We start from the raw sequence: 21,256 nt of genomic DNA, 5'->3' as shown, positions 1-21,256 counted from the left end.
CATATGAGCCACCAGCAGGACAGGGTCCGGCCGGAGGGAAGCGGCACGGCGCTGAGCGAGGCGTACGACACGGCTCTCCTCGACCTCGACGGGGTCGTGTACGCGGGCGGCGAGGCCATCGCCCACGCCGTGGAATCGCTGGCCGAAGCACGGGCCGGGGGCATGCACCTCGCCTATGTCACCAACAACGCGCTGCGGACGCCGGACGCGGTGGCCGAGCACCTGACGGAGCTCGGGGTGCCTGCGGAGCCCTCCGACGTGATCACCTCCGCCCAGGCCGTCGCCCGGCTGGTGGCCGATCAACTGCCGCCCGGGGCACAGGTGCTGGCGATCGGCGGCGAGGGGCTGCGGGTCGCGCTGCGCGAGCGCGGGCTGGTGCCCGTGGAGTCGGCTGACGACGACCCGGCCGCCGTGGTCCAGGGGTACGGCGGGCCGGACATGACCTGGGGGCGGTTCGCCGAGGCGAGCTACGCGATCCGGCGCGGGCTGCCCTGGTTCGCGTCCAACACCGACCTGACCATCCCCGGAGCCCGGGGCATCGCGCCCGGCAACGGGGCCGCCGTCGAGGTCGTGCGCATCGCCACCGGAGCCGAGCCGCAGGTCGCCGGGAAGCCGTTGCCGCCGATGCACCGCGAGACCGTGCTGCGGACCGGGGCGAAGCGGCCGATCGTCGTCGGCGACCGGCTGGACACGGACATCGAGGGCGCGTTCAACGGCGGCGTGGACTCGCTGCTGGTGCTCACCGGGGTGACCGACGCGGCCCAGCTCCTCGCCGCTCCGCCGCAGCACCGGCCGACCTATGTGGACCGGGATCTGCGGGGGCTGCTGACCGGGCAGCCCGAGGTGGTGCCGGCCGGTGAGGCGTACCGGTGCGGGGGCTGGACGGCCGCCGTACGCGCGGACGCGCTGACCCTGGAGGGCGAGGGCGACGCGCTCGACGGACTGCGGGCGCTCTGCGCGGCCGCCTGGAGCTTCGCCGACGCGGGTGTGTGCGAACTGAAGGCGGGAAAGGCTCTCGCCGGGCTCGGGCTCTGAGACGGTCCCGGGCTCCGGGAGGGGCTCGGGCTCTGCGAGAGGCCGCCGCCCGACGTCCTTGGCCCGCGAGGGTGTTGAGGGTCCTGGAAGCGTGGGGCGGCGGCCCGGACCCGTGGCGTCAAGAGGAAGATAGGCTAACCTAACCTGGCGCTGCTCGGTGGTCTGCCCGTGCCCCGCGCCGTGCCGCTCCACCTCACCGACTCCGGGAGTACGACCATGCAGCGCCTCACCGCAGAATCGGTGACCCTCGGCTACGACCAGCGGGTCATCACCGAGAACCTCTCGGTGGAGATTCCCGACAACTCCTTCACCGTGATCGTCGGTCCCAACGCCTGCGGCAAGTCGACCCTGCTGCGGGCGCTCGCCCGGATGCTGAAGCCGAGCCACGGGCAGGTGCTGCTGGACGGGCAGACCATCCACCAGCTGCCGGCGAAGAAGGTCGCCCGGACGCTGGGGCTGCTGCCGCAGTCCTCCATAGCCCCGGACGGGATCACCGTCGCCGACCTCGTGGCCCGCGGCCGGTACCCCCACCAGGGGCTGCTGCGGCAGTGGTCGCCGGAGGACGAGCGGGTGGTCGAGGAGTCCATGGAATCCACGGGCGTCGCCGAGCTGGCCGACCGCTATGTCGACGAGCTGTCCGGCGGTCAGCGGCAGCGGGTCTGGATCGCCATGGCGCTGGCCCAGCAGACGCCGTTGCTGCTGCTCGACGAGCCGACGACGTATCTCGACATCCAGCACCAGATCGACGTCCTCGACCTGTGCGCGGAGCTGCACGAGACGCAGGGGCGGACGCTGGTCGCCGTGCTCCACGACCTGAACCACGCCGCGCGGTACGCCACGCATCTCATCGCGATGCGGGACGGGACGATCGTCGCGGAGGGGCCGCCTTCGGAGGTCGTCGACGCGGAGCTGGTGGAGCGGGTGTTCGGGATGCGGTGCCAGGTGATCGATGATCCGGAGACGGGGACGCCGCTTGTCGTGCCGGCCGCGCGCAAGGCGCGGAAGGTTGCCGCCTGAAAGGCTTTGTTCTCCATCGCCGGACGGGCTTGATACGGCCGGGCTCGGTTTCCTACAGCAGTGATTTCAGTTTCAGCAGGTCCCTGAAGCCCGCCTCCAGGCGTACGCGGCCCGACGCCCACGCCTTCGCGAAGTTCAGGTCGCCGTTCACCAGCGCCACCAGGTCGTCGCTCGTCATCGCGAGTCTGATCTCGGCCTTCTCCCGGGGCGGTCCCTCGACCGTGTCCCGCACCGTGATCCGGCCGTCGGCCAGCCGGCCGGTGAAGGTGATGTCCAGATCCTTGATGTGACAGCTCAGCGAGCGGTCGAGGGCGGCGGCGCCGCGCACATCGCCCTCGGCTGCCGCGAGGTTGTCGGAAAGTTCGTCGAGTGCGCTGCGGCACTCCGCCATGGTCGCCATCGTGCTCGACGGTACACCGGCCTGTCGATGTAGCGTTTCGGCATGAGCGACTGGACACCGGAGGCGGGGACACCGCCCGCGAGCACGCCCGATGAGCCGGTGACCGTGGAGCCGGCCGCCGATGGGCCCTCCTTCGAGCCCGCCGAGCCCACGCCCCTCGGTGTCGTGCGCACTCCCACCGGTCACGCCGCGGTGGACGCCCGGCTGGAGCGGCTGGCCGATGCGGACCACCTCCCGGCGGACGGGCACGTCGAGGTGTACGAGGATGTACACCGTGGGCTGCGGTCCGAGCTGACCTCGCTGGACGAACGTCCGGCCGCCGCACCCGGTCCCGTACCCACGCCATCGCACCGCACGCACGACACGCGTCACGACAACAGGAGCTGAACCCAACGTGGCAGGAGTGGCACGTCGCCGCCTCGACGCCGAGCTGGTACGCCGCAAGCTCGCCCGCTCGCGCGAGCACGCGAGCCAGCTGATCGCCGCGGGGCGGGTCACCGTGGGCCGGACCACCGCGACCAAACCCGCCACCCAGGTCGAGACGGCCGCCGCGATCGTCGTCACGAAGGACGACGACGACCCCGACTACGTCTCCCGCGGCGGTCACAAGCTGGCCGGGGCGTTCGCCGCCTTCGTGCCGCTCGGGCTGACGGTGGAAGGGCGGCGGGCGCTGGACGCCGGGGCGTCGACCGGCGGGTTCACCGATGTGCTGCTGCGGGCCGGGGCCCGGCAGGTCGTCGCCGTGGACGTCGGCTACGGGCAGCTCGCCTGGTCGTTGCAGTCGGATGAACGGGTCGTCGTCAAGGACCGTACCAACGTACGGGAGTTGACCTTGGAGGACATCGACGGGGAGGCGGTCGACCTGGTGGTGGGGGACCTGTCCTTCATTCCGCTGGGCCTCGTGCTGCCCGCCCTCGCCCGGTGCGCCGCGCCCGACGCGGACCTGGTCCTCATGGTCAAGCCGCAGTTCGAGGTGGGCAAGGAGCGGCTCGGCAGCGGCGGAGTGGTGCGGAGCCCGGAGCTGCGCGCCGAAGCGGTACGGGAGGTGGCGCGTCGGGCCTGGGCGCTCGGGCTCGGCGTACGCGGGGTGACGGCCAGTCCGCTGCCCGGACCCTCGGGCAACGTCGAGTACTTTCTGTGGCTGCGGGCCGGCGCACCCGAGCCGGATCCCGCGGATATCGACCGTGCAGTGGCGGAGGGGCCTCGTTGACGACGCATGTGACGACCGATACGGCACGAACAGTCTTTCTTCTGGCGCACACCGGCCGTCCGGCCGCGATCCGCAGCGCGGAGCTCGTCGTGCAGGGCCTGCTGCGCAACGGGCTCGGCGTGCGGGTCCTGGCGACCGAGGCGGCCGATCTGCCGCTGCCGGACACCGTGGAGACCGTCACGGACACCAGCCCCGCCGCCGTGGACGGCTGCGAGCTGCTGATCGTCCTCGGCGGTGACGGCACCCTGCTGCGCGGCGCGGAGTTCTCCCGCGCCTCCGGGGTGCCGATGCTCGGCGTCAACCTCGGACGCGTCGGTTTCCTCGCCGAGGCGGAGCGCGACGACCTCGACAAGGTGGTCTCCCGGGTCGTCACCCGCGACTACGAGGTCGAGGAGCGCATGACGATCGACGTGCTGGTGCACAGCAACGGCGACGTCGTGCACACCGACTGGGCGCTCAACGAGGCGGCCGTGCAGAAGGTGTCGCCCGAGCGGATGCTCGAAGTCGTCCTGGAGATCGACGGCCGTCCGGTGACCGGGTTCGGCTGCGACGGGATCGTCTGCGCGACCCCGACCGGTTCGACGGCGTACGCCTTCTCGGCGGGCGGGCCCGTCGTCTGGCCCGAGGTCGAGGCGCTGCTGATGGTCCCGATCAGCGCTCACGCGCTGTTCGCCAAGCCGCTGGTGACCTCGCCCAGGTCCGTCCTCGCGGTCGAGGTCCAGCCGCACACCCCGCACGGGGTGCTGTGGTGCGACGGCCGGCGGACCGTGGAGCTGCCCGCCGGCGCCCGGGTCGAGGTGCGGCGCGGTGCGGTGCCCGTACGGCTGGCGCGGCTGCACCAGGCCTCGTTCACCGACCGTCTGGTGGCGAAGTTCGCGCTGCCCGTCTCGGGGTGGCGGGGCGCGCCGCACTGACGGTCACCGGGAGCGCCGGTGGCCCCCGTCCTCCCCGGGAGAGTGAATCCGGGAGCGGGGGCCGTCGCGCGTCCGGCCCGCGACCTCGTAAGGTCATGTCCGTGTTGGAGGAGATGCGGATACGGTCGCTCGGAGTCATCGACGACGCGGTGGTGGAGCTGTCACCCGGCTTCACCGCGGTCACGGGTGAGACCGGCGCGGGCAAGACCATGGTCGTCACGAGCCTCGGGCTGCTGCTCGGTGGACGCGCGGACCCCGCTCTCGTACGGGTCGGGGCCAAGGCCGCGGTCGTCGAGGGCCGGATCACGGTGTCCGAGGGCGACGCGGCGGCGCTGCGGGCCGAGGAGGCCGGGGCGGAACTCGACGACGGTGCGCTGCTCATCAGCCGTACCGTTTCGGCCGAAGGGCGCTCACGGGCCCACCTCGGCGGCAGATCCGTGCCGGTGGGTGTCCTGACCGAGCTGGCGGACGAACTCGTCGCCGTGCACGGCCAGACCGACCAACAGGGGCTGCTCAAGCCCGCGCGGCAGCGGGGCGCCCTGGACCGCTACGCCGGGGACGGGGTGGAGGTTCCGCACGCCACGTACGCGGCGGCCTACCGGCGGCTGCGCGCCGTCGCCACGGAGCTGGAGGAGCTGACCACCCGGGCCCGGGAGCGGGCCCAGGAGGCGGATCTGCTGCGGTTCGGCCTGAACGAGGTCGCGGCCGTGGAGCCGTTGCCGGGCGAGGACGTCGAGCTGGCCGCCGAGGCGGAGCGGCTCGGGCACGCCGAGTCCCTCGCCTCCGCCGCCTCCCTCGCGCACACCGCGCTGGCGGGGAACCCGGAGGATCCGGAGAGCGTCGACGCCACCACCGTGGTCGCCGCCGCCGGGCAGGCCCTGGACGGGGTCCGGGCCCACGATCCGGCGCTGGCCGCGCTGGCGGACCGGGTGGGGGAGATCTCGATCCTGCTCGCCGATGTCTCCGGCGAGCTGGCCGGGTACGCGGACCAGCTCGACGCCGACCCGCTGCGGCTGGCCGCCGTGGAGGAGCGCCGGGCCGCGTTGACCGCCCTGACCCGTAAGTACGGGGAGGACATCGCGGCCGTGCTGGCCTGGGCCCAGGAGGGCGCGGGCCGGCTCACCGAGCTGGAGGGCGACGACGAGCGGATCGGCGAGCTGACCGCCGAGCGGGACGCGTTGCGCGCCGAACTGTCCGTGCTCGGGCAGGCGTTGACCGACGCGCGTACGGAGGCCGCCGCCCGGTTCGCGGAGGCCGTGACCGAGGAGCTGGCCTCGCTCGCCATGCCGCACGCCCGGGTCTCCTTCGCCATCCGGCAGACCGAGGCGGCGGACGAGGCGTCCGGCATCGACATCGGCGGGCGGAGCGTCGTCTACGGCCCTTCGGGCGCGGACGAGGTGGAACTGCTGCTCGCCCCGCACCCGGGCGCCCAGCCCCGGCCGATCGCCAAGGGCGCGTCGGGCGGTGAGCTGTCCCGGGTGATGCTCGCGGTCGAGGTCGTCTTCGCGGGCTCCGACCCCGTACCCACGTATCTGTTCGACGAGGTCGACGCGGGCGTCGGCGGCAAGGCGGCGGTCGAGGTCGGCCGCCGGCTCGCCAAGCTCGCCCGGTCCGCGCAGGTGGTCGTCGTGACCCATCTGCCGCAGGTCGCGGCCTTCGCCGACCGGCAGTTGCTGGTCGAGAAGACCGTGGACGGCTCGGTGACCCGCAGCGGGGTCACCGTCCTGGAGGGCGAGGACCGGGTCCGGGAGCTGTCCCGGATGCTGGCGGGCCAGGAGGACTCCGAGACGGCCCGCGCCCACGCGGAGGAGTTGCTGGCCACGGCCCGCGCGGACGGGTGAGGCCGTGAGCCGGCGGCTCGGAGGGGCCGCCGGGGTGCAAGGGCCTCCTGCGCCGCCGCGCCGACCCGGCGTGGCGGCGGGGGCGGGGGAAGCGGGTTGGCGAGGTCGGGTGAGGTGGGCGGACGACCGCCGGGCGGCAACTTTGCGCCTTAGGGTTCACCCGTGAGGGTGATGCGGTGCGGTCGGTTGTCGCCGCGTGTGGGGCAGCAACGTTACGCCGGTCCCGGAACGTGCGTACGGACTGGCATCCTTGGCGCTGTCCTTACCGCCGACTCCGGAGCCCCGGGGAGCCAATCAACGTGTCACAGCTGCGTACGGTCCAAGTCCTGGGCGGCGGAAGTGCGGGCAGCAGCGCGCACGTCGGTTCGCTGGCCGCCGGGCTGGTGGCGCGAGGAGTGCAGGTGACCGTCTGCGCCCCGTCCGCCGTGGACCGCGCCTACGACTTCACGGCGACCGGCGCCCGCTTCCTTCCGGTGCCCCGGCGCAGCGACCCGGCCGCCGTCGCCGCGCTGCGGGCGGCCTGCACGGGCGCGGACGTCGTCCACGCCCACGGGCTCCACGCCGCCGCCCGCACCGCCCTCGCGCTCAGCGGGCGCACCGTGCCCCTGGTGATGACCTGGCACACGCGGCGGTACGCGGAAGGCGCTCGCCGCCAGATCCTGCATCTGCTGGAACGGCGTGCCGCCCGGGCGGCGTCCGTGGTCCTCGCGCCCTCCTCCGACCTGGTGGACCGGGCCCGCGAGCGGGGTGCGCGCGATGCCCGGTTCGCCCCGGTCGCCGTCCCGCCGCCGCGCCCGGCCGAGGCCTCCGCCGCCTCCGCTGCCGACGACGAAGCCAAGGTGCGGGCCGAACTGGGCGCGGTGGAACGGCCGTTGCTGATGGCCGTCGGCAGTCTCGTACCGCATCACGGCTTCGACACCCTGCTGGACGCGGCCCGCGCACTGCGGCACCTGGACCCCGTGCCGCTGCTCGTCATCGCGGGGGAGGGGCGCGACCGGGGCGCCCTGCAACGGCGGATCAGGGACGAGGAGTTGCCGGTCACTCTCATCGGACGCCGGGACGGTGTGGGGGAGTTGCTGGCCGCCGCCGATCTGGCCCTGCTGCCGAGCCGGTGGGAGGGTCGTTCCCTGCTGGCGCAGGAGGCGCTGCGGGCCGGGGTGCCGCTGGTCGCCACCGCGGTCGGCGGTGTGCCCGAACTGGTCGGCAGCGCGGCCGAGTTGGTGCCGTACGGCAATGCCGAGGCGCTCGCCCGTACGGTCGTGCGGCTGCTCGGCGACCCGGCGGCGCGCGCCCGGCTCGCCGAGGCCGGACGGGTGCAGGCGGCGGGCTGGCCCACCGAGGACGACACGATCGCGCATGTGCTCAGCGTCTACGACGAGTTGGCGCAGCCGCTGGCCACGGGGCGGGCGCGCTGAGCGGACGTGCGGGGCGGGGCGCGCCGACGCCGAGCACGGTGGGCGGGCGGCCGGGCCGCTGCGTGCCCCGGCCGGTCAGGTCGTGTGGCGGCGGGCCCGCAGCGCCAGGCTCAGCGCCAGCACCGTCTGCGGGTCGTCCAGGTCCGTGCCCAGCAGTTCGCCGATCCGGGCGAGGCGGTTGTAGAGCGTCTGGCGGTTGAGGTGCAGATCGCGGGCGGTCTCCGCCTTGCGGCCCGCGTGCGCCAGATACGCCTGGAGCGTCGGCAGCAACGGCGGGCGCGAGGTGCGGTCGTGTTCGCGCAGCGGGCCGATCGCCCGGTTCACGAACGCCGCCAGGTCCGGATGGTCCCGCAGCCGCCACAGCAGCAGGTCGATGTCGAGCCGCCGGGCGTCGTACCAGGGCCGGTCGTCCAGTCCCTGCGCGGCCGTCGCCGTCTCCGACGCGTGCCGCAGCCCCGCACCCGCCGCGGCCCAGCCGCCCGCGACGCCGACCACGACCACCGGCGGCTGCGAACCGGCCCGGTCGAGACCGGCCCGCTCGACGCCCGCCCGCAGCGCCGCCGCCACCCGGTCCGCCACCGCCGTGCGCTCGCCCTCCGACCGCAGCCCCAGCAGCAGCGGCACCCGCCCCTCCACCGGCCGCACGCCGAGCAGCACCGGCACCCCGACCGAGGCCAGCTCCTCCAGGACCGCACGGGCCAGCAGCGCCCAGTTGCCCGACGGCGACAGCTCGGGGGCCAGCCGCATCACCACCGGGAGGAGCGGGGTGTCGCCGGGCTGGAACCCGAGCACCCGGGCCTGGGCGGGGGCGTCCTCCGGGGCGATCCGGCCCTCCGCGAGGTCGGTGAGGAAGTCGCCCCGGCCCCGGGCGGCCAGCTCCTCCTCCTGCCGGGCCTGCATCAGGACGACGGCGAGGAGCCCCGCCGCACGCTCCGCCGCCATCCGGTGCACGGTCGCCAGCGGCCCGGCCACCGCGAGCAGCACCAGCCGCGCCCGTACCGACGCGGTCTCGGGCCCGCCGCCGGGCACGTCCACCAGCACCGCACCGGTCGGCGGGCTCTCCCGCGCCGCCCGGTCGCCGCGCATGCCCTCCCAGACCTGGAGCGGGTCCGCGCCCACCGGTCCTGTGCCGGTGGACGCCGCGTACAGGAGCTGGCCGTCGGGCGTCTCCAGGAAGACCGGGTTGGCGGTGAAGTCCGCGAGGATCCCGAGGACCTGCGGCACCCCGCCGCCGTCCAGCAGCGCCCGGGTGGCACGCCGGTGCACCTCCTCCGCCTGCTGGAGCAGCGCGTAGTGCCCGTTGACGATCTCGGTGTGCACCTCCTCGGTCACCGCGACGAACGGCACCTCGCGGTGCAGCTGGACCAGCGGAAGACCGGCCGCGCGGGCGGCGTCCACGATGGAGGCGGGCAGCCGGCCGAAGCGCGGGCCGAGCTCCACCACCAGGGCGGCGATGGACCGGTCGGCGAGGCGGCGGACGAAGGCGCGCTGTTCGGCGGGGCGGGCGCCCAGGCCCAGGCCGGTGGTCAGGAGCAGCTCGCCGCCCTTGAGGAGCGAGGCGATGTTCGGGACCTCGCCCGCGTGCACCCAGCGCACCGTACGGTTCAGCCGGTCGGCGCCGGCCACCACCTCCGGGAGCCCGGCGCGCAGCCCGGGCAGCTCCAGCGCCCGCTGCACGGTGATTCCGCTGTGGCTCTCCACGTACCCGGCCCGCTTTCCCCTGGTGCTCTGCCCGCTTCCCGGGCGGTCGTCCTGATCCGGACTGTCCTGTTCAGGACGCTACCGCCCGGGGTACGGGGTGCGCATCGCAGGGGAGGCCCGAATACCGTGCTCAGGCCGTCACCGCTCGCCCAGCAGCCCCACCAACGCCCCTCGACTGCGACGCAGTTCGTCGATCTGGGCGTCCATCGCCGCCAGCTCCCCGTCCAGGATCTCCCGCAGCTCCGCACACCAGTCGAACTCCGGCCGCTCGCCCCCGGCGCACGGCAGTACCTCACGGATCACCTCCGTGGACAGCCCGGCCCGCAGCAGCGCGCGGATCTTCCGTACGGAGGCGACCGCGTCCTCGTCGTACGCGCGATAGCCGTTCGTGCCGCGCCGGGCCTCCAGCAGCCCCTGCGCCTCGTAGTACCGCAACGACCGCGCGCTGACGCCCGTCCGCCGCGACAACTCCCCGATCAGCATGGTTCCCCGCCCTCGACGCTTGACCTTGACACCGGTGTCAGGCTCTAACGTCCCGGCCATGAACGAAGATTCCCCGCACATCGCGCACCTCGACGGCCGGCCGGCGACCACCGACGACCTGGCGCCGCTCGCCTTCTCCGGCCACGCCCACTTCACCGCCGCACAGATCCGCGACGGGCGGATCCGGGGCCTCGACCTCCATCTGGAGCGGTTGCGGTCCGCGTCGGTGGAGCTCTTCGGCCGGGCGCTGCCCGAAGACCTGGTCCGCGCCCACCTCCGTACCGCTCTCGCCGCCGCACCGGCCGCCGACCTCTCCCTGACGGCCACGGTCTCCTCCACGGCCGGCGAGTTCACCGCGACCGAAGCGGACCTGACGCTGCTGGTACGGACCGGGCCCCCGTCGACCGGTCCCGACGGCCCGCTGGCGCTCGCAGCGGTCGGGCACGAGCGGTTTCTGCCGCACATCAAGCACGTCGGCGAGGTCGCCAAGACCCACCTCCTGCGGCAGGCGGCCGCCGACGGCTTCGACGACGCCGCCTTCCTGGACCGGGAAGGCCGCTTCAGCGAGGCGACCATCTGGAACCTGGTGTTCTGGGACGGCGAAGCGGTGGTGTGGCCCGAGGCCCGCGTCCTGACCGGCACGACGCTGGGCATCGTCCGCCGACAGCTGGACCGGCTCGGAGTCGGGCAGCGGACCGCCGCGATCACCCCCGACGACCTGCCCGCCCTCGCCGGCGCGGCCGTCATGAACTCCTGGACCCCGGGGGTTCCGGTCCACCGCATCGGCACCACCGAGCTGCCCGCCGCGCCCCGGTTCCTGGAGACCCTGCACCGGGCGTACACAGCGGAACCGCCCACCGCGCCGTGAAAGGGCTCGATGGGCGGTTCGGTGACCGGACTCAGCCCACGTACGCGCCGCTCGCCGTCAGTCGCAGGGCCGTGTCGATCAGCGGGACGTGGCTGAACGCCTGCGGGAAGTTGCCGACCTGGCGCTGGAGGTTGGAGTCCCACTCCTCGGCCAGCAGCCCCAGGTCGTTGCGGAGGGCCAGCAGCTTCTCGAACAGCTGGCGAGCCTCGTCGACCCGGCCGATCATCGCCAGGTCGTCGGCCATCCAGAACGAGCAGGCCAGGAACGCGCCCTCGTCGCCCGCCAGACCGTCGACGCCCGCGTCCTCGCCCTCCGTCGGATAGCGCAGGATGAAGCCGTCCTCCGTGGACAGCTCCCGCTGGATCGCCTCGATCGTGCCGATGACCCGCTTGTCGTCCGGCGGCAGGAAGCCCATCTGCGGGATGAGCAGCAGCGAGGCGTCCAGCTCCTTCGACCCGTAGGACTGGGTGAAGGTGTTGCGCTCCTTGTCGTAGCCGCGCTCGCAGACGTCCCGGTGGATGTCGTCGCGCAGCTGGTGCCACCGCTCCAGCGGGCCTTCGACGTCACCGGACTCGACCAGCTTGATCGTCCGGTCGACCGCGACCCAGGCCATCACCTTGGAGTGCACGAAGTGCCGGCGCGGGCCGCGCACCTCCCAGATGCCCTCGTCGGGCTCCTCCCAGTGCTTCTCCAGATACTCGATCAGCTTGAGCTGGAGGCCCATGGCGTAGTCGTTGCGGGTGAGACCCGTCATGTGCGCCAGGTGCAGCGCCTCGGTGACCTCGCCGTAGACGTCGAGCTGGAGCTGGTTGGCCGCGCCGTTGCCGACGCGGACCGGGCCGGAGTTCTCGTAACCGGGCAGCCAGTCCAGCTCCGCCTCGCCGAGCTCGCGCTCACCGGCGATGCCGTACATGATCTGGAGGTTCTCCGGGTCGCCCGCCACCGCCCGCAGCAGCCACTCGCGCCAGGCGCGGGCCTCTTCCCGGTACCCGGTGCGCAGCAGCGAGGAGAGGGTGATCGCGGCGTCCCGTAGCCAGGTGTAGCGGTAGTCCCAGTTCCGTACGCCGCCGATCTCTTCCGGGAGCGAGGTGGTCGGGGCTGCCACGATGCCGCCGGTGGGCGCGTACGTCAGGGCCTTCAGCGTGATCAGGGAGCGGACGACCGCCTCCCGGTAGGGCCCGTGGTACGTACATTGATCGACCCATTCACGCCAGAAGTTCTCCGTCGCCTCCAGCGAGCTCTCCGGCTCCGGAAGGGCCGGCGGCTCGTGGTGCGAGGGCTGCCAGCTGATGGTGAACGCCACCCGCTCGCCGGGGCCGACGGTGAAGTCGGAGTAGGTGGTCAGGTTCTTGCCGTACGTCTCCGCCTCGGTGTCCAGCCAGACCGAGTCCGGCCCGGCGACGGCGACCGTACGGTTGTCCACCTTGTGCACCCAGGGCGTCACGCGGCCGTAGCTGAAACGCATCCGCAGTTCCGAGCGCATCGGCACCCGGCCGCTGACGCCCTCCACGATCCGGATCAGCTGCGGCGCACCGTCACGCGGGGGCATGAAATCGGTCACGCGTACGGTGCCGCGCGGCGTGTCCCACTCCGACTCCAGGACGAGGGAGTCGCCGCGATAACGCCGCCGGTCGGCGAAGGCCGGTTCTGTTCCTTCCGCTCTCGCGGGGCCCAGGCGCCAGAAGCCGTGCTCCTCGGTGCCCAGCAGCCCCGCGAAGACGGCGTGCGAGTCGAAGCGGGGCAGGCACAACCAGTCGGCTGTGCCGTCCCGGCAGACCAGGGCGGCGGTCTGCATGTCTCCGATGAGTGCGTAATCCTCGATGCGCCCGGCCACGTGCGTCTCCAGTCGAACGGCCATGTCGCCCCGTCAAAGGGCGCTTACTGCGGGTCAAGGGGGTCGTAGGGTCTTTCACCCGGGAAGATCCGACGAGTTCCTGTACCGGGTGGGCGGCCTGGGTGGTGCCGCCGCCCGGCCGTCTCGGCAGCGAGTGTTTGAGCAGGATACGACGCACCACGAAGATCCGCGCGACGGTCTCAGCAAGATCTCTGAGCTGATCGGGTGGGACGTGAAGCGCCTGAGGTGATGGTGTGACGCCCTTGTGCAGGGTGTGGCCGGAAGCAGCCTCCCGTCGTCGCTGTTACCCTGGTAGCCCGTGGACCGGTGGTCGTTCGCGACAGCGCACGAGGCCCCCGAACCGCAGCGACGGCACCCCCGGAATCTCCGGCTCGGCTGCCGGTACGCACCTCAGAATCGCGACCACGGGAGCCCCCTTTGGCTATGCAGCCCACATCCACGACGACCAAGCACATCTTCGTCACCGGGGGTGTCGCCTCCTCCCTCGGCAAGGGTCTGACTGCCTCCAGCCTGGGTGCCCTGCTCAAGGCACGGGGCCTGCGGGTCACCATGCAGAAGCTCGACCCCTACCTCAACGTCGACCCCGGCACGATGAACCCCTTCCAGCACGGCGAGGTGTTCGTCACCGACGACGGCGCCGAGACCGACCTGGACATCGGCCACTACGAGCGCTTCCTCGACGTCAACCTCGACGGCTCCGCCAACGTGACGACCGGCCAGGTCTACTCCCAGGTCATCGCCAAGGAGCGGCGCGGTGAGTATCTGGGCGACACCGTCCAGGTCATCCCGCACATCACCAACGAGATCAAGCACCGCATCCGCCGCATGGCCACCGACGACGTGGACGTCGTCATCACCGAGGTCGGCGGCACGGTCGGCGACATCGAGTCGCTGCCGTTCCTGGAGACCGTCCGCCAGGTCCGCCACGAGGTCGGCCGCGACAACGTCTTCGTCGTGCACATCTCGCTGCTGCCCTACATCGGCCCCTCCGGCGAGCTGAAGACCAAGCCCACCCAGCACTCGGTGGCCGCCCTGCGCAACATCGGTATCCAGCCGGACGCCATCGTGCTGCGCGCCGACCGCGAGGTCCCCACCGCCATCAAGCGGAAGATCTCGCTGATGTGCGACGTCGACGAGGCCGCCGTGGTGGCCGCCATCGACGCCAAGTCGATCTACGACATCCCCAAGGTGCTGCACACCGAGGGCCTGGACGCCTACGTCGTGCGCAAGCTCGACCTGCCGTTCCGCGACGTCGACTGGACCACCTGGGACGACCTGCTGGACCGGGTCCACAACCCCGACCACGAGGTCACCGTCGCGCTGGTCGGCAAGTACATCGACCTGCCCGACGCCTATCTCTCGGTCACCGAGGCGATCCGCGCCGGCGGCTTCGCCAACAAGGCCCGGGTCAAGGTCAAGTGGGTCACCTCCGACGACTGCCGGACCGCCGCCGGCGCCGCCGAGCACCTGGGCGACGTCGACGCGATCTGCATCCCGGGCGGCTTCGGCGAGCGCGGTGTCGACGGCAAGGTCGGCGCCATCCGCTACGCCCGCGAGAACAAGGTCCCGCTGCTCGGCCTCTGCCTCGGCCTCCAGTGCATCGTGATCGAGGCGGCCCGCTCGCTCGCCGAGATCCCCGACGCCAACTCCACCGAGTTCGACGCCGCCACCTCCCACCCGGTCATCTCGACCATGGACGAGCAGCTCGCCTTCGTCGAGGGCGCGGGCGACCTCGGCGGCACCATGCGGCTCGGCCTCTACCCGGCCAAGCTCGCCGAGGGCTCCCTGGTGCGCGAGGCCTACGCCGGTGAGCCGTACGTGGAGGAGCGCCACCGCCACCGCTACGAGGTCAACAACGCCTACCGCTCCGAGCTGGAGAAGAAGGCCGGACTGGTCTTCTCCGGCACCTCCCCGGACAACAAGCTCGTCGAGTACGTCGAGTACCCGCGCGAGACGCACCCCTACCTGGTCGCCACGCAGGCGCACCCGGAGCTGCGGTCCCGCCCGACCCGCCCGCACCCGCTCTTCGCGGGTCTGGTGAAGGCCGCCGTCGCACGCAAGGTCGGCGCGGGCGAGTAGGTCCGAGGCATTACGGTTGACCGGGGTACGGATCCTTCATGGATGCCGTGCCCCGGTTTTTCGTTCTGTACGCGGGAGGACGCACATGGGTATCCAGGACACGCCCGAGGAGTGGCAGGTCACCGAGACCGTCACCCCCTTCACCGGCAACAAGACCAGCGTCCGCACCGACCAGGTGGTGATGCCCGACGGATCCGTCCACGGCCGTGACTACCAGGTCCACCCGGGCTCCGTCGCCGTCCTCGCCATCGACGACGAGGACCGGGTCATCGTCCTGCGCCAGTACCGCCACCCGGTACGGCACCGGCTCTGGGAGATCCCGGCCGGACTGCTCGACATCCCGGGCGAGAACCCCCTGCACGCCGCCCAGCGCGAGCTGTACGAGGAGGCGCACGTCAAGGCCGAGGACTGGCGGGTGCTGACCGACGTCTACACCACGCCCGGCGGCTGCGACGAGGCCGTGCGCATCTTCCTCGCGCGCGATCTCTCCGAGGCGGAGGGCGAGCGGTACGCGGTCTCCGAGGAGGAGGCCGACATGGAGCACGCCCGGGTGCCGCTGGCCGAGCTGGTCCGTTCGGTGATCGCGGGGGACGTGCACAACAACTGCCTGGTCGTCGGGGCGCTCGCGCTCACCGCCGTCCGCGCGGGCGACGGCGTCGACTCGCTGCGCCCGGCCGAGGCGCCGTGGCCGGCCCGCCCCTTCGACGCCTGACGGCCCGATGCCTGACGGACCGATGGCCTGACGGTCCATCCGAAGAAATGACTAAATGAAGAAATGCTGATCCGATCGGGGGATGTCGGGGCCGGTCCCGCCCCGCTCCGCGGTGATCGTCCCCGTCGCTGAACTACGCTCGAAAGGTCCCGACCGGAGTTCCGGCGGGCACCGCGTGCAGCGAAGTGGAGCGTGGCTCGTGACCGATCAGGCGGTGGACACCAGCGGCCCGGCAAAGGCCCCGGGGACCGAGGAGCCGTCCGGCGCCGCCCCACCCCGATTCTTCGGCCGTGAACGCGAGTTGAAGGCGCTGCGGGCGGACATCGAGCGCGCCGGTCTCGACACCCTGGCCGGCCGCAAGGCCCCCCGCGCCCGCGTCCTGCTGATCGCGGGACGCCCCGGATCCGGGCGCAGCGCCCTCGCCGAGGAGCTGGCCGGGGCGCTCACCGGAACCGACGCCGCCGGGGCCGCCGCGAGCGCGACCGGCGCACTGCCCTGGGCGGTTCCGGGTACGGGCTCCGGCGACTACCCCGACGGGGTGCTCCGGGTCGGCCTCACCGATCCCGGCGGCGAGCGCGTCCCCACCGAACGCTCCGCGGGCGAGATCCTCGGCCTCCTCGGGGTGGCGGTCCCGCCCGGCGCCGATCAGGACGAGCTGTCCGAGATGGTCCGCGAGGCCCTCGCCGTACGCCGGCTCGTCCTGCTGCTCGACGACGCGGCCGACGCCGAACAGGTCGACCCGCTGCTCCCGGAGAACCCGGACTGCCTGGTCCTCGCCACCGCGACCGGACCGCTCACCGGCATCCCCGACGTGCGGCCCTGCACGCTGGGCGGACTGGAGAAGGGCGCGGCGGTGCGGCTGCTGGCCCGCGCCATCGGCCAGGTCCGCATCACCGTCGACCCCCGCACCGCGGAGGCCCTGGCCGAGGAGTGCGGGGGACAGCCCGCCGCGCTCGCCCTGGTGGGCGGTCTGCTCGCCGCCCACCCGATGGCCTCGGTCGCCGATGTCGCGGGGCAGCTGCACGAGCTGCCCGACTCGGGCGAGCAGCCCACCGGAGCCCGCCCGCTGGCCCGGGTGTTCCGGCTGGTCCACGACTCGCTGCCGCAGGCCGCCGCCCGGATACTGCGTCTGCTGGCCCTGGCCCCCGCCGGACTCGCCGACGCCCACACGGCCTCCGCGCTGGCCGGCTGCTCGGTCTCCGCCGCCCGCTCCACGCTCGACGACTTCGTGAAGCTCGGGCTGCTGCGGACGGACGGCGCGGCCCACCCCCAGTACGCGGTGCCCGGCTGCCTCGCCCCGATGCTGCTGGCCCTCCTGGAGGACCGGGACCGGCCGGGCGAGATCCAGCTCGCCCGCGCGCGGATGCTGGAGCGGACCGTGCGCCGGCTTCAGGCCTGCCGGGCGGTCACCGAGCCGGAGGGCTCCACCGCCCGCCGCAAGCTCGCCGGACTGCCCCGCTCGCTGCGCTTCCCGAGCGCCGAGGAGGCGGGGGCCTGGCTGCGGGTCCGCCAGCCCGCCCTGCTCGCCTCGGCCCGGCTCGCCGTGGCCGACGGCGAGCTCGACACCCTGGCGCGACGCCTGGTGGCCGCCCTGGTGCGGGCCCTGGCCGCGCACCGAGGCACGGAGGAGGCGGCCCCCGAGCTGTACGGGCTGCACGGTCTCGTCCTGGACGTGGCGCTCCGCCGCGAGCTGCCCCGCGAACAGGCCGCCGCCCTGCTGAACCTCGCCGACCTGGACGCCCGCACCGGCCGCACCCGGGAGGCGCTGACCCGCTACCGGGCCGCGCTGGACGCCGGAAAGGCCGCGAAGGACCTGTACGCCACCGGCCGCGCGATGGAATCCGTAGGCGGCGCGTACGAGGAGCTGGGGGACTACCACCGGGCCGCCGACTGGTACGGCCGGGCGCTCTCCCAGCGGCTGACCCAGGGGGAGCGCGCGGACGAGGCCCGGCTCTACGGGCGGCTCGGCGCGGTCCACACGTACGCCGGGCGCTACGGCGATGCGCTGCGGAACTGGCGGGCCGCCGCCTCCGGCCACCGCAGGCTCGGCGATCCGGCGGCCCAGGCGCGGGCGCTCAGCGAGGCCGCCCGGGTCCAGGAGTACGCGGGCCGGCCGCACGACTCGCTCCAGACCTGCCGGGAGGCCGTCGAGCTGGCCCGGCGCGCCGGTGACGTGCGGCTTCAGGCGGCGCTGCAGCTCCGGCTCGCCGACACCCTCGACCGGCTCGGAGACCCCGCGGCGGCCGGGCTGCACCGGGGTGCGGCCGACAGATTGCTGGGCGAGGAGGCTCCAGCCTACGAAATCCGCAGTACTTCGACAGAAAAATAAAGCTTTGTAAGGCTAGACAGCGCGAAGTCCTTCATTAGACTGGCTCTGCCGCGTTCCTCCGTGGCGTCTCCATTTATGATGTATATGTCCGGGTGTGTTCCGTTGTGCCCGGGTAACCCTCCGAGCCAAGGACCGTGATCGACGTGAAGGTCGGCATCCCCCGCGAAGTCAAGAACAACGAGTTCCGGGTGGCGATCACCCCCGCCGGAGTGCATGAGCTCGTCCGCCACGGCCACCAGGTCGTCATCGAGCACGACGCCGGCGTCGGCTCGTCCATCCCGGACGAGGAGTACGTCGCCGCCGGTGCGCAGATCCTGGCCACCGCCGACGAGGTCTGGGCCGCCGCCGACCTGCTGCTGAAGGTCAAGGAGCCGGTCGCCGAGGAGTACCACCGCCTCCGCAAGGACCAGACGCTCTTCACCTACCTGCACCTCGCCGCCTCCCGCGAGTGCACCGACGCGCTGCTGGCCTCCGGCACCACCGCCATCGCCTACGAGACGGTCGAGACCGCGAACCGCGCGCTCCCGCTGCTCGCCCCGATGTCCGAGGTCGCGGGCCGCCTCGCCCCGCAGGTCGGCGCGTACCACCTGATGCGCTCGGTCGGCGGCCGCGGCGTGCTGCCCGGCGGCGTGCCCGGCACGGCGGCCGGCAAGGCCGTCGTCATCGGCGGCGGCGTCTCCGGCTGGAACGCCACCCAGATCGCCGTGGGCCTCGGCTTCCACGTCACGCTGCTCGACCGCGACATCAACAAACTGCGCGAGGCCGACAAGATCTTCGGCACCAAGGTGCAGACCGTCGTCTCCAACGCCTTCGAACTGGAGAAGGCCGTCGTCGAGGCCGACCTCGTCATCGGCGCCGTGCTGATCCCCGGAGCCAAGGCCCCGAAGCTGGTCACCAACGAGCTCGTCGCCAAGATGAAGCCCGGAAGTGTACTTGTCGACATTGCAATCGACCAGGGTGGCTGCTTCGAGGACTCGCGTCCGACGACCCACGCCGAGCCGACCTTCCCGGTCCACAACTCGGTCTTCTACTGCGTCGCCAACATGCCCGGCGCGGTGCCCCACACCTCCACCTACGCGCTCACCAACGCGACGCTGCCCTACATCGTGGAGCTCGCGAACCGCGGCTGGGCCGACGCCCTGCGCCGTGACGCCGCGCTGGCCAAGGGTCTCAACACCCATGAGGGCCAGGTGGTTTACCGCGAGGTGGCCGAGGCGCACGGCCTTCCGCACGTCGAGCTGAGCACGCTCCTCGGCTGACGGGTCAACCCCTTTCGTCAACATCGGGACTCCGGCCGGACCTTGCCGAGCAAGGTCCGGCCGGACGCGTATCGGGCCCGGTGAGGCCCTTGCGCAACTCGCGTCGAACGTAACCCTTTACCCGTTTCGTGCTGCGGTGAAATGTGCGGCTTGGCCGCTGTGCACCCTTGACAGCAAGGCGTTCGATTGCCGACACATCGGGCCGGGTCCGGCGGATTGTGTTGCTGCGGACCGGTGACACGCCATAGAGTCGCCAATCGTCGGCATGGTGCCACGCTGACCTATCGATAAGTTTCCTGGTCACGTCCAAGGAGGTAAGACGACTTGTGAATGAGTCGACAATTACTCCTGGGGGTGGTCAACCAGGGATGCCTGCACGGGGTCTGAGCCCGATCGGGCTCGAAGCTGTCGGCTCCGTCGCGGTCCGCACCTTCGCCACCCAACAGCACATGACGACAGCCCCCCAGATGATGGACGGCCTACACGTGAACGCCACGGCCGGCAACGAGAGCAGCCGGGACACCGACCGCTTCGCCGACTTCGCCGAGGTGCCCGAGGGGCACTTCTACGACCCCGACGCCGAGTACGAGCCCGATCCGGAGTACGCGGCCACCCTCGCGCCCGACGCCGCGCGTCAGCGCCGCGAGCGCATCGGCCCGACCGGACGGCCGCTGCCGTACTTCCCGATCCCGGGCCCCCTGACCGACCACGGCCCCGCGAAGATCATCGCGATGTGCAACCAGAAGGGCGGCGTCGGCAAGACCACGTCGACCATCAACCTGGGCGCCGCGCTCGCGGAGTACGGACGCCGGGTCCTGCTCGTCGACTTCGACCCGCAGGGCGCGCTCTCCGTCGGCCTCGGGGTCAACCCGATGGAGCTGGACCTCACCGTCTACAACCTGCTCATGGAGCGGGGCATGGCGGCCGACGACGTCCTGCTCAAGACCGCGGTCCCCAACATGGACCTGCTGCCCAGCAACATCGACCTCTCCGCGGCCGAGGTGCAGCTCGTCAGCGAGGTGGCCCGCGAGTCCACGCTCCAGCGCGCCCTGAAGCCGCTGATGGCCGACTACGACTACATCGTGATCGACTGTCAGCCCTCGCTCGGCCTGCTCACCGTGAACGCCCTGACGGCCGCTCACAAGGTCATAGTGCCGCTGGAGTGCGAGTTCTTCGCGCTGCGCGGGGTGGCGCTGCTCACCGAGACCATCGAGAAGGTCCAGGAGCGGCTCAACCCGGAGCTGGAGCTCGACGGCATCCTCGCCACCATGTACGACTCCCGTACGGTGCACAGCCGTGAGGTCCTGGCGCGCGTCGTCGAGGCCTTCGACGAGCACGTCTACCACACGGTCATCGGGCGCACGGTCCGCTTCCCGGAGACCACGGTCGCCGGCGAGCCCATCACCACCTACGCCTCCAACTCGGTCGGCGCGGCCGCCTATCGCCAGCTCGCCAGGGAGGTGCTCGCCCGGTGTCACGCCGAGTGAGTCTGCCGGGGGCCGACGAGCTGTTCCGTACCACCGGAGGCGGTATGGGCCTCCAGTCGTCCTCCCCGGCGGAGCGGCGGCGCAAGGCGAACGGCGAGCCCCGGGTGCCCGCACCCGCGGGGGAGAGCGACCCCTCCGGCCAGACCCCGTCCGCCGGCCACGAGGAGCACGCCGCGGCCGACGCCGACGGCGGCGACTCGCGCGGCCGCGCCGAGGCCGAGCGCCCGCCGGCCGCCAAGGCCGCCCCCGGCGAGCGCCCCGCGCCCGCCGCGGCCCCGGCCGAGCAGCCCCCGGCGGTCCAGCAGCAGCGCAGGCGCGGCGGCGGACGCGGCGCGAACCGCCGCCCCAGCGGCCGGGAACGCCACGACGAGAAGATCACGGTCTACGTCTCCGCCGAGGAGCTGATGGACCTCGAACACGCCCGGCTCGTCCTGCGCGGCGAACACGGCCTCGCCGTCGACCGCGGCCGTATCGTCCGCGAGGCGGTGGCGGTGGTCCTGGCCGACCTGGAGTCCCGGGGTGACGCGAGCATCCTCGTACGGCGGCTGCGCGGCCGCTGAGCGGCACGGCGCGGGTAGCCTGTCGTGACGACAGGCCCTGGACCCGCCGACCGGCGCGGCCCGTCCACGCCACCGCCCCACCCCTGGATCC

At 72.8% G+C, this 21,256-nt stretch carries 18 protein-coding genes; 14 read left to right on the top strand and 4 right to left on the bottom strand.

Annotation, left to right across the window (positions count from 1 at the left end):
* The first annotated feature begins 3 nt into the window (after window positions 1–3).
* Together KV381_RS06715 and KV381_RS06710 are read left to right on the top strand one after the other, a co-directional pair.
* Entirely contained in the window at window positions 4–1,035 is a 1,032-nt protein-coding gene (locus tag KV381_RS06715) for an HAD-IIA family hydrolase (RefSeq protein ID WP_218784895.1), read from the top strand.
* A gap of 216 nt (window positions 1,036–1,251) precedes the next feature.
* A complete protein-coding gene (locus KV381_RS06710; protein WP_030085856.1) occupies window positions 1,252–2,052 on the top strand; it encodes an ABC transporter ATP-binding protein in 801 nt (266 codons plus the stop codon).
* Window positions 2,053–2,104: 52 nt separating this feature from the next.
* On the opposite strand, the gene KV381_RS06705 is transcribed toward KV381_RS06710, so the two are convergent.
* On the bottom strand, window positions 2,105–2,452 hold the full coding sequence (locus KV381_RS06705; protein WP_030085855.1) for an SCP2 sterol-binding domain-containing protein: 348 nt from the start codon (window positions 2,450–2,452) through the stop codon (window positions 2,105–2,107).
* Window positions 2,453–2,494: 42 nt separating this feature from the next.
* On the opposite strand from KV381_RS06705, the gene KV381_RS06700 reads away from it, so the two are divergent.
* The 5 genes from KV381_RS06700 to KV381_RS06680 all read left to right on the top strand — a co-directional run bounded on the left by KV381_RS06700 (window position 2,495) and on the right by KV381_RS06680 (window position 7,832).
* On the top strand, window positions 2,495–2,839 hold the full coding sequence (locus KV381_RS06700) for a hypothetical protein (protein WP_030085854.1): 345 nt from the start codon (window positions 2,495–2,497) through the stop codon (window positions 2,837–2,839).
* A 7-nt stretch (window positions 2,840–2,846) separates the two neighbouring features.
* A complete protein-coding gene (locus tag KV381_RS06695) occupies window positions 2,847–3,662 on the top strand; it encodes a TlyA family RNA methyltransferase (protein WP_030085853.1) in 816 nt (271 codons plus the stop codon).
* Between the two features lie 8 nt (window positions 3,663–3,670).
* Window positions 3,671–4,576 carry an NAD kinase gene (locus tag KV381_RS06690; RefSeq protein ID WP_030085850.1) on the top strand — a complete coding sequence of 302 codons (906 nt, stop codon included), beginning with the start codon at window positions 3,671–3,673 and terminating at the stop codon, window positions 4,574–4,576.
* Window positions 4,577–4,671: 95 nt separating this feature from the next.
* On the top strand, window positions 4,672–6,417 hold the full coding sequence (gene recN, locus KV381_RS06685; RefSeq protein ID WP_030085848.1) for a DNA repair protein RecN: 1,746 nt from the start codon (window positions 4,672–4,674) through the stop codon (window positions 6,415–6,417).
* A gap of 299 nt (window positions 6,418–6,716) precedes the next feature.
* Complete coding sequence (locus KV381_RS06680; RefSeq protein ID WP_218784893.1) at window positions 6,717–7,832, top strand: glycosyltransferase family 4 protein; 1,116 nt, start codon at window positions 6,717–6,719, stop codon at window positions 7,830–7,832.
* 75 nt (window positions 7,833–7,907) lie between these two features.
* On the opposite strand, the gene KV381_RS06675 is transcribed toward KV381_RS06680, so the two are convergent.
* Window positions 7,908–9,533, bottom strand: a complete 1,626-nt coding sequence (locus KV381_RS06675) for a PucR family transcriptional regulator (protein WP_218784891.1) — start codon at window positions 9,531–9,533, stop codon at window positions 7,908–7,910.
* A gap of 138 nt (window positions 9,534–9,671) precedes the next feature.
* Complete coding sequence (locus tag KV381_RS06670) at window positions 9,672–10,016, bottom strand: MerR family transcriptional regulator (RefSeq protein WP_086778794.1); 345 nt, start codon at window positions 10,014–10,016, stop codon at window positions 9,672–9,674.
* 58 nt (window positions 10,017–10,074) lie between these two features.
* On the opposite strand from KV381_RS06670, the gene KV381_RS06665 reads away from it, so the two are divergent.
* Window positions 10,075–10,884: an aminotransferase class IV family protein gene (locus KV381_RS06665; RefSeq protein ID WP_086778793.1), complete on the top strand. Its 810-nt coding sequence runs from the start codon at window positions 10,075–10,077 to the stop codon at window positions 10,882–10,884.
* Between the two features lie 31 nt (window positions 10,885–10,915).
* On the opposite strand, the gene KV381_RS06660 is transcribed toward KV381_RS06665, so the two are convergent.
* Window positions 10,916–12,718: a glycoside hydrolase family 15 protein gene (locus tag KV381_RS06660; protein ID WP_086778792.1), complete on the bottom strand. Its 1,803-nt coding sequence runs from the start codon at window positions 12,716–12,718 to the stop codon at window positions 10,916–10,918.
* Between the two features lie 444 nt (window positions 12,719–13,162).
* Between KV381_RS06660 and KV381_RS06655 the strand changes: the two genes are divergently transcribed.
* From KV381_RS06655 to KV381_RS06630, 6 genes are all read left to right on the top strand, one after another.
* Window positions 13,163–14,818, top strand: coding sequence for a CTP synthase (locus KV381_RS06655; protein ID WP_218784888.1), 1,656 nt, complete (start codon window positions 13,163–13,165; stop codon window positions 14,816–14,818).
* A gap of 85 nt (window positions 14,819–14,903) precedes the next feature.
* Entirely contained in the window at window positions 14,904–15,530 is a 627-nt protein-coding gene (locus KV381_RS06650; RefSeq protein WP_030085834.1) for an NUDIX hydrolase, read from the top strand.
* Window positions 15,531–15,729: 199 nt separating this feature from the next.
* Window positions 15,730–17,859 carry a tetratricopeptide repeat protein gene (locus KV381_RS06645; RefSeq protein WP_218784886.1) on the top strand — a complete coding sequence of 710 codons (2,130 nt, stop codon included), beginning with the start codon at window positions 15,730–15,732 and terminating at the stop codon, window positions 17,857–17,859.
* A 143-nt stretch (window positions 17,860–18,002) separates the two neighbouring features.
* On the top strand, window positions 18,003–19,118 hold the full coding sequence (gene ald, locus KV381_RS06640; RefSeq protein ID WP_086778799.1) for an alanine dehydrogenase: 1,116 nt from the start codon (window positions 18,003–18,005) through the stop codon (window positions 19,116–19,118).
* 368 nt (window positions 19,119–19,486) lie between these two features.
* Complete coding sequence (locus tag KV381_RS06635) at window positions 19,487–20,605, top strand: ParA family protein (RefSeq protein WP_003970030.1); 1,119 nt, start codon at window positions 19,487–19,489, stop codon at window positions 20,603–20,605.
* Window positions 20,602–21,165, top strand: a complete 564-nt coding sequence (locus tag KV381_RS06630; RefSeq protein WP_030630955.1) for a hypothetical protein — start codon at window positions 20,602–20,604, stop codon at window positions 21,163–21,165. Before KV381_RS06635 ends, KV381_RS06630 begins: the two co-directional genes overlap by 4 nt.
* The last annotated feature ends 91 nt before the right edge of the window (window positions 21,166–21,256 follow it).

It is taken from the genome of Streptomyces sp. WY228 (assembly GCF_019287315.1).
GTDB classification, from domain to species: domain Bacteria; phylum Actinomycetota; class Actinomycetes; order Streptomycetales; family Streptomycetaceae; genus Streptomyces; species Streptomyces caviscabies.
The sequence above is the reverse complement of the archived record's forward strand: the minus strand, read 5'-3'. Positions and strand labels throughout refer to the sequence as shown.

Bases quoted from the DNA above. Each gene is read 5' to 3' on its own strand.
- KV381_RS06710 (WP_030085856.1), top strand. From the start codon at position 1,252: ATGCAGCGCCTCACCGCAGAATCGGTGACCCTCGGCTACGACCAGCGG.
- KV381_RS06715 (WP_218784895.1), top strand. From the start codon at position 4: ATGAGCCACCAGCAGGACAGGGTCCGGCCGGAGGGAAGCGGCACGGCG.
- KV381_RS06635 (WP_003970030.1), top strand. From the start codon at position 19,487: ATGCCTGCACGGGGTCTGAGCCCGATCGGGCTCGAAGCTGTCGGCTCC.
- KV381_RS06655 (WP_218784888.1), top strand. From the start codon at position 13,163: ATGCAGCCCACATCCACGACGACCAAGCACATCTTCGTCACCGGGGGT.
- KV381_RS06670 (WP_086778794.1), bottom strand. From the start codon at position 10,016: ATGCTGATCGGGGAGTTGTCGCGGCGGACGGGCGTCAGCGCGCGGTCG.
- recN (WP_030085848.1), top strand. From the start codon at position 4,672: ATGTCCGTGTTGGAGGAGATGCGGATACGGTCGCTCGGAGTCATCGAC.
- KV381_RS06665 (WP_086778793.1), top strand. From the start codon at position 10,075: ATGAACGAAGATTCCCCGCACATCGCGCACCTCGACGGCCGGCCGGCG.
- KV381_RS06650 (WP_030085834.1), top strand. From the start codon at position 14,904: ATGGGTATCCAGGACACGCCCGAGGAGTGGCAGGTCACCGAGACCGTC.
- KV381_RS06705 (WP_030085855.1), bottom strand. From the start codon at position 2,452: ATGGCGACCATGGCGGAGTGCCGCAGCGCACTCGACGAACTTTCCGAC.
- KV381_RS06700 (WP_030085854.1), top strand. From the start codon at position 2,495: ATGAGCGACTGGACACCGGAGGCGGGGACACCGCCCGCGAGCACGCCC.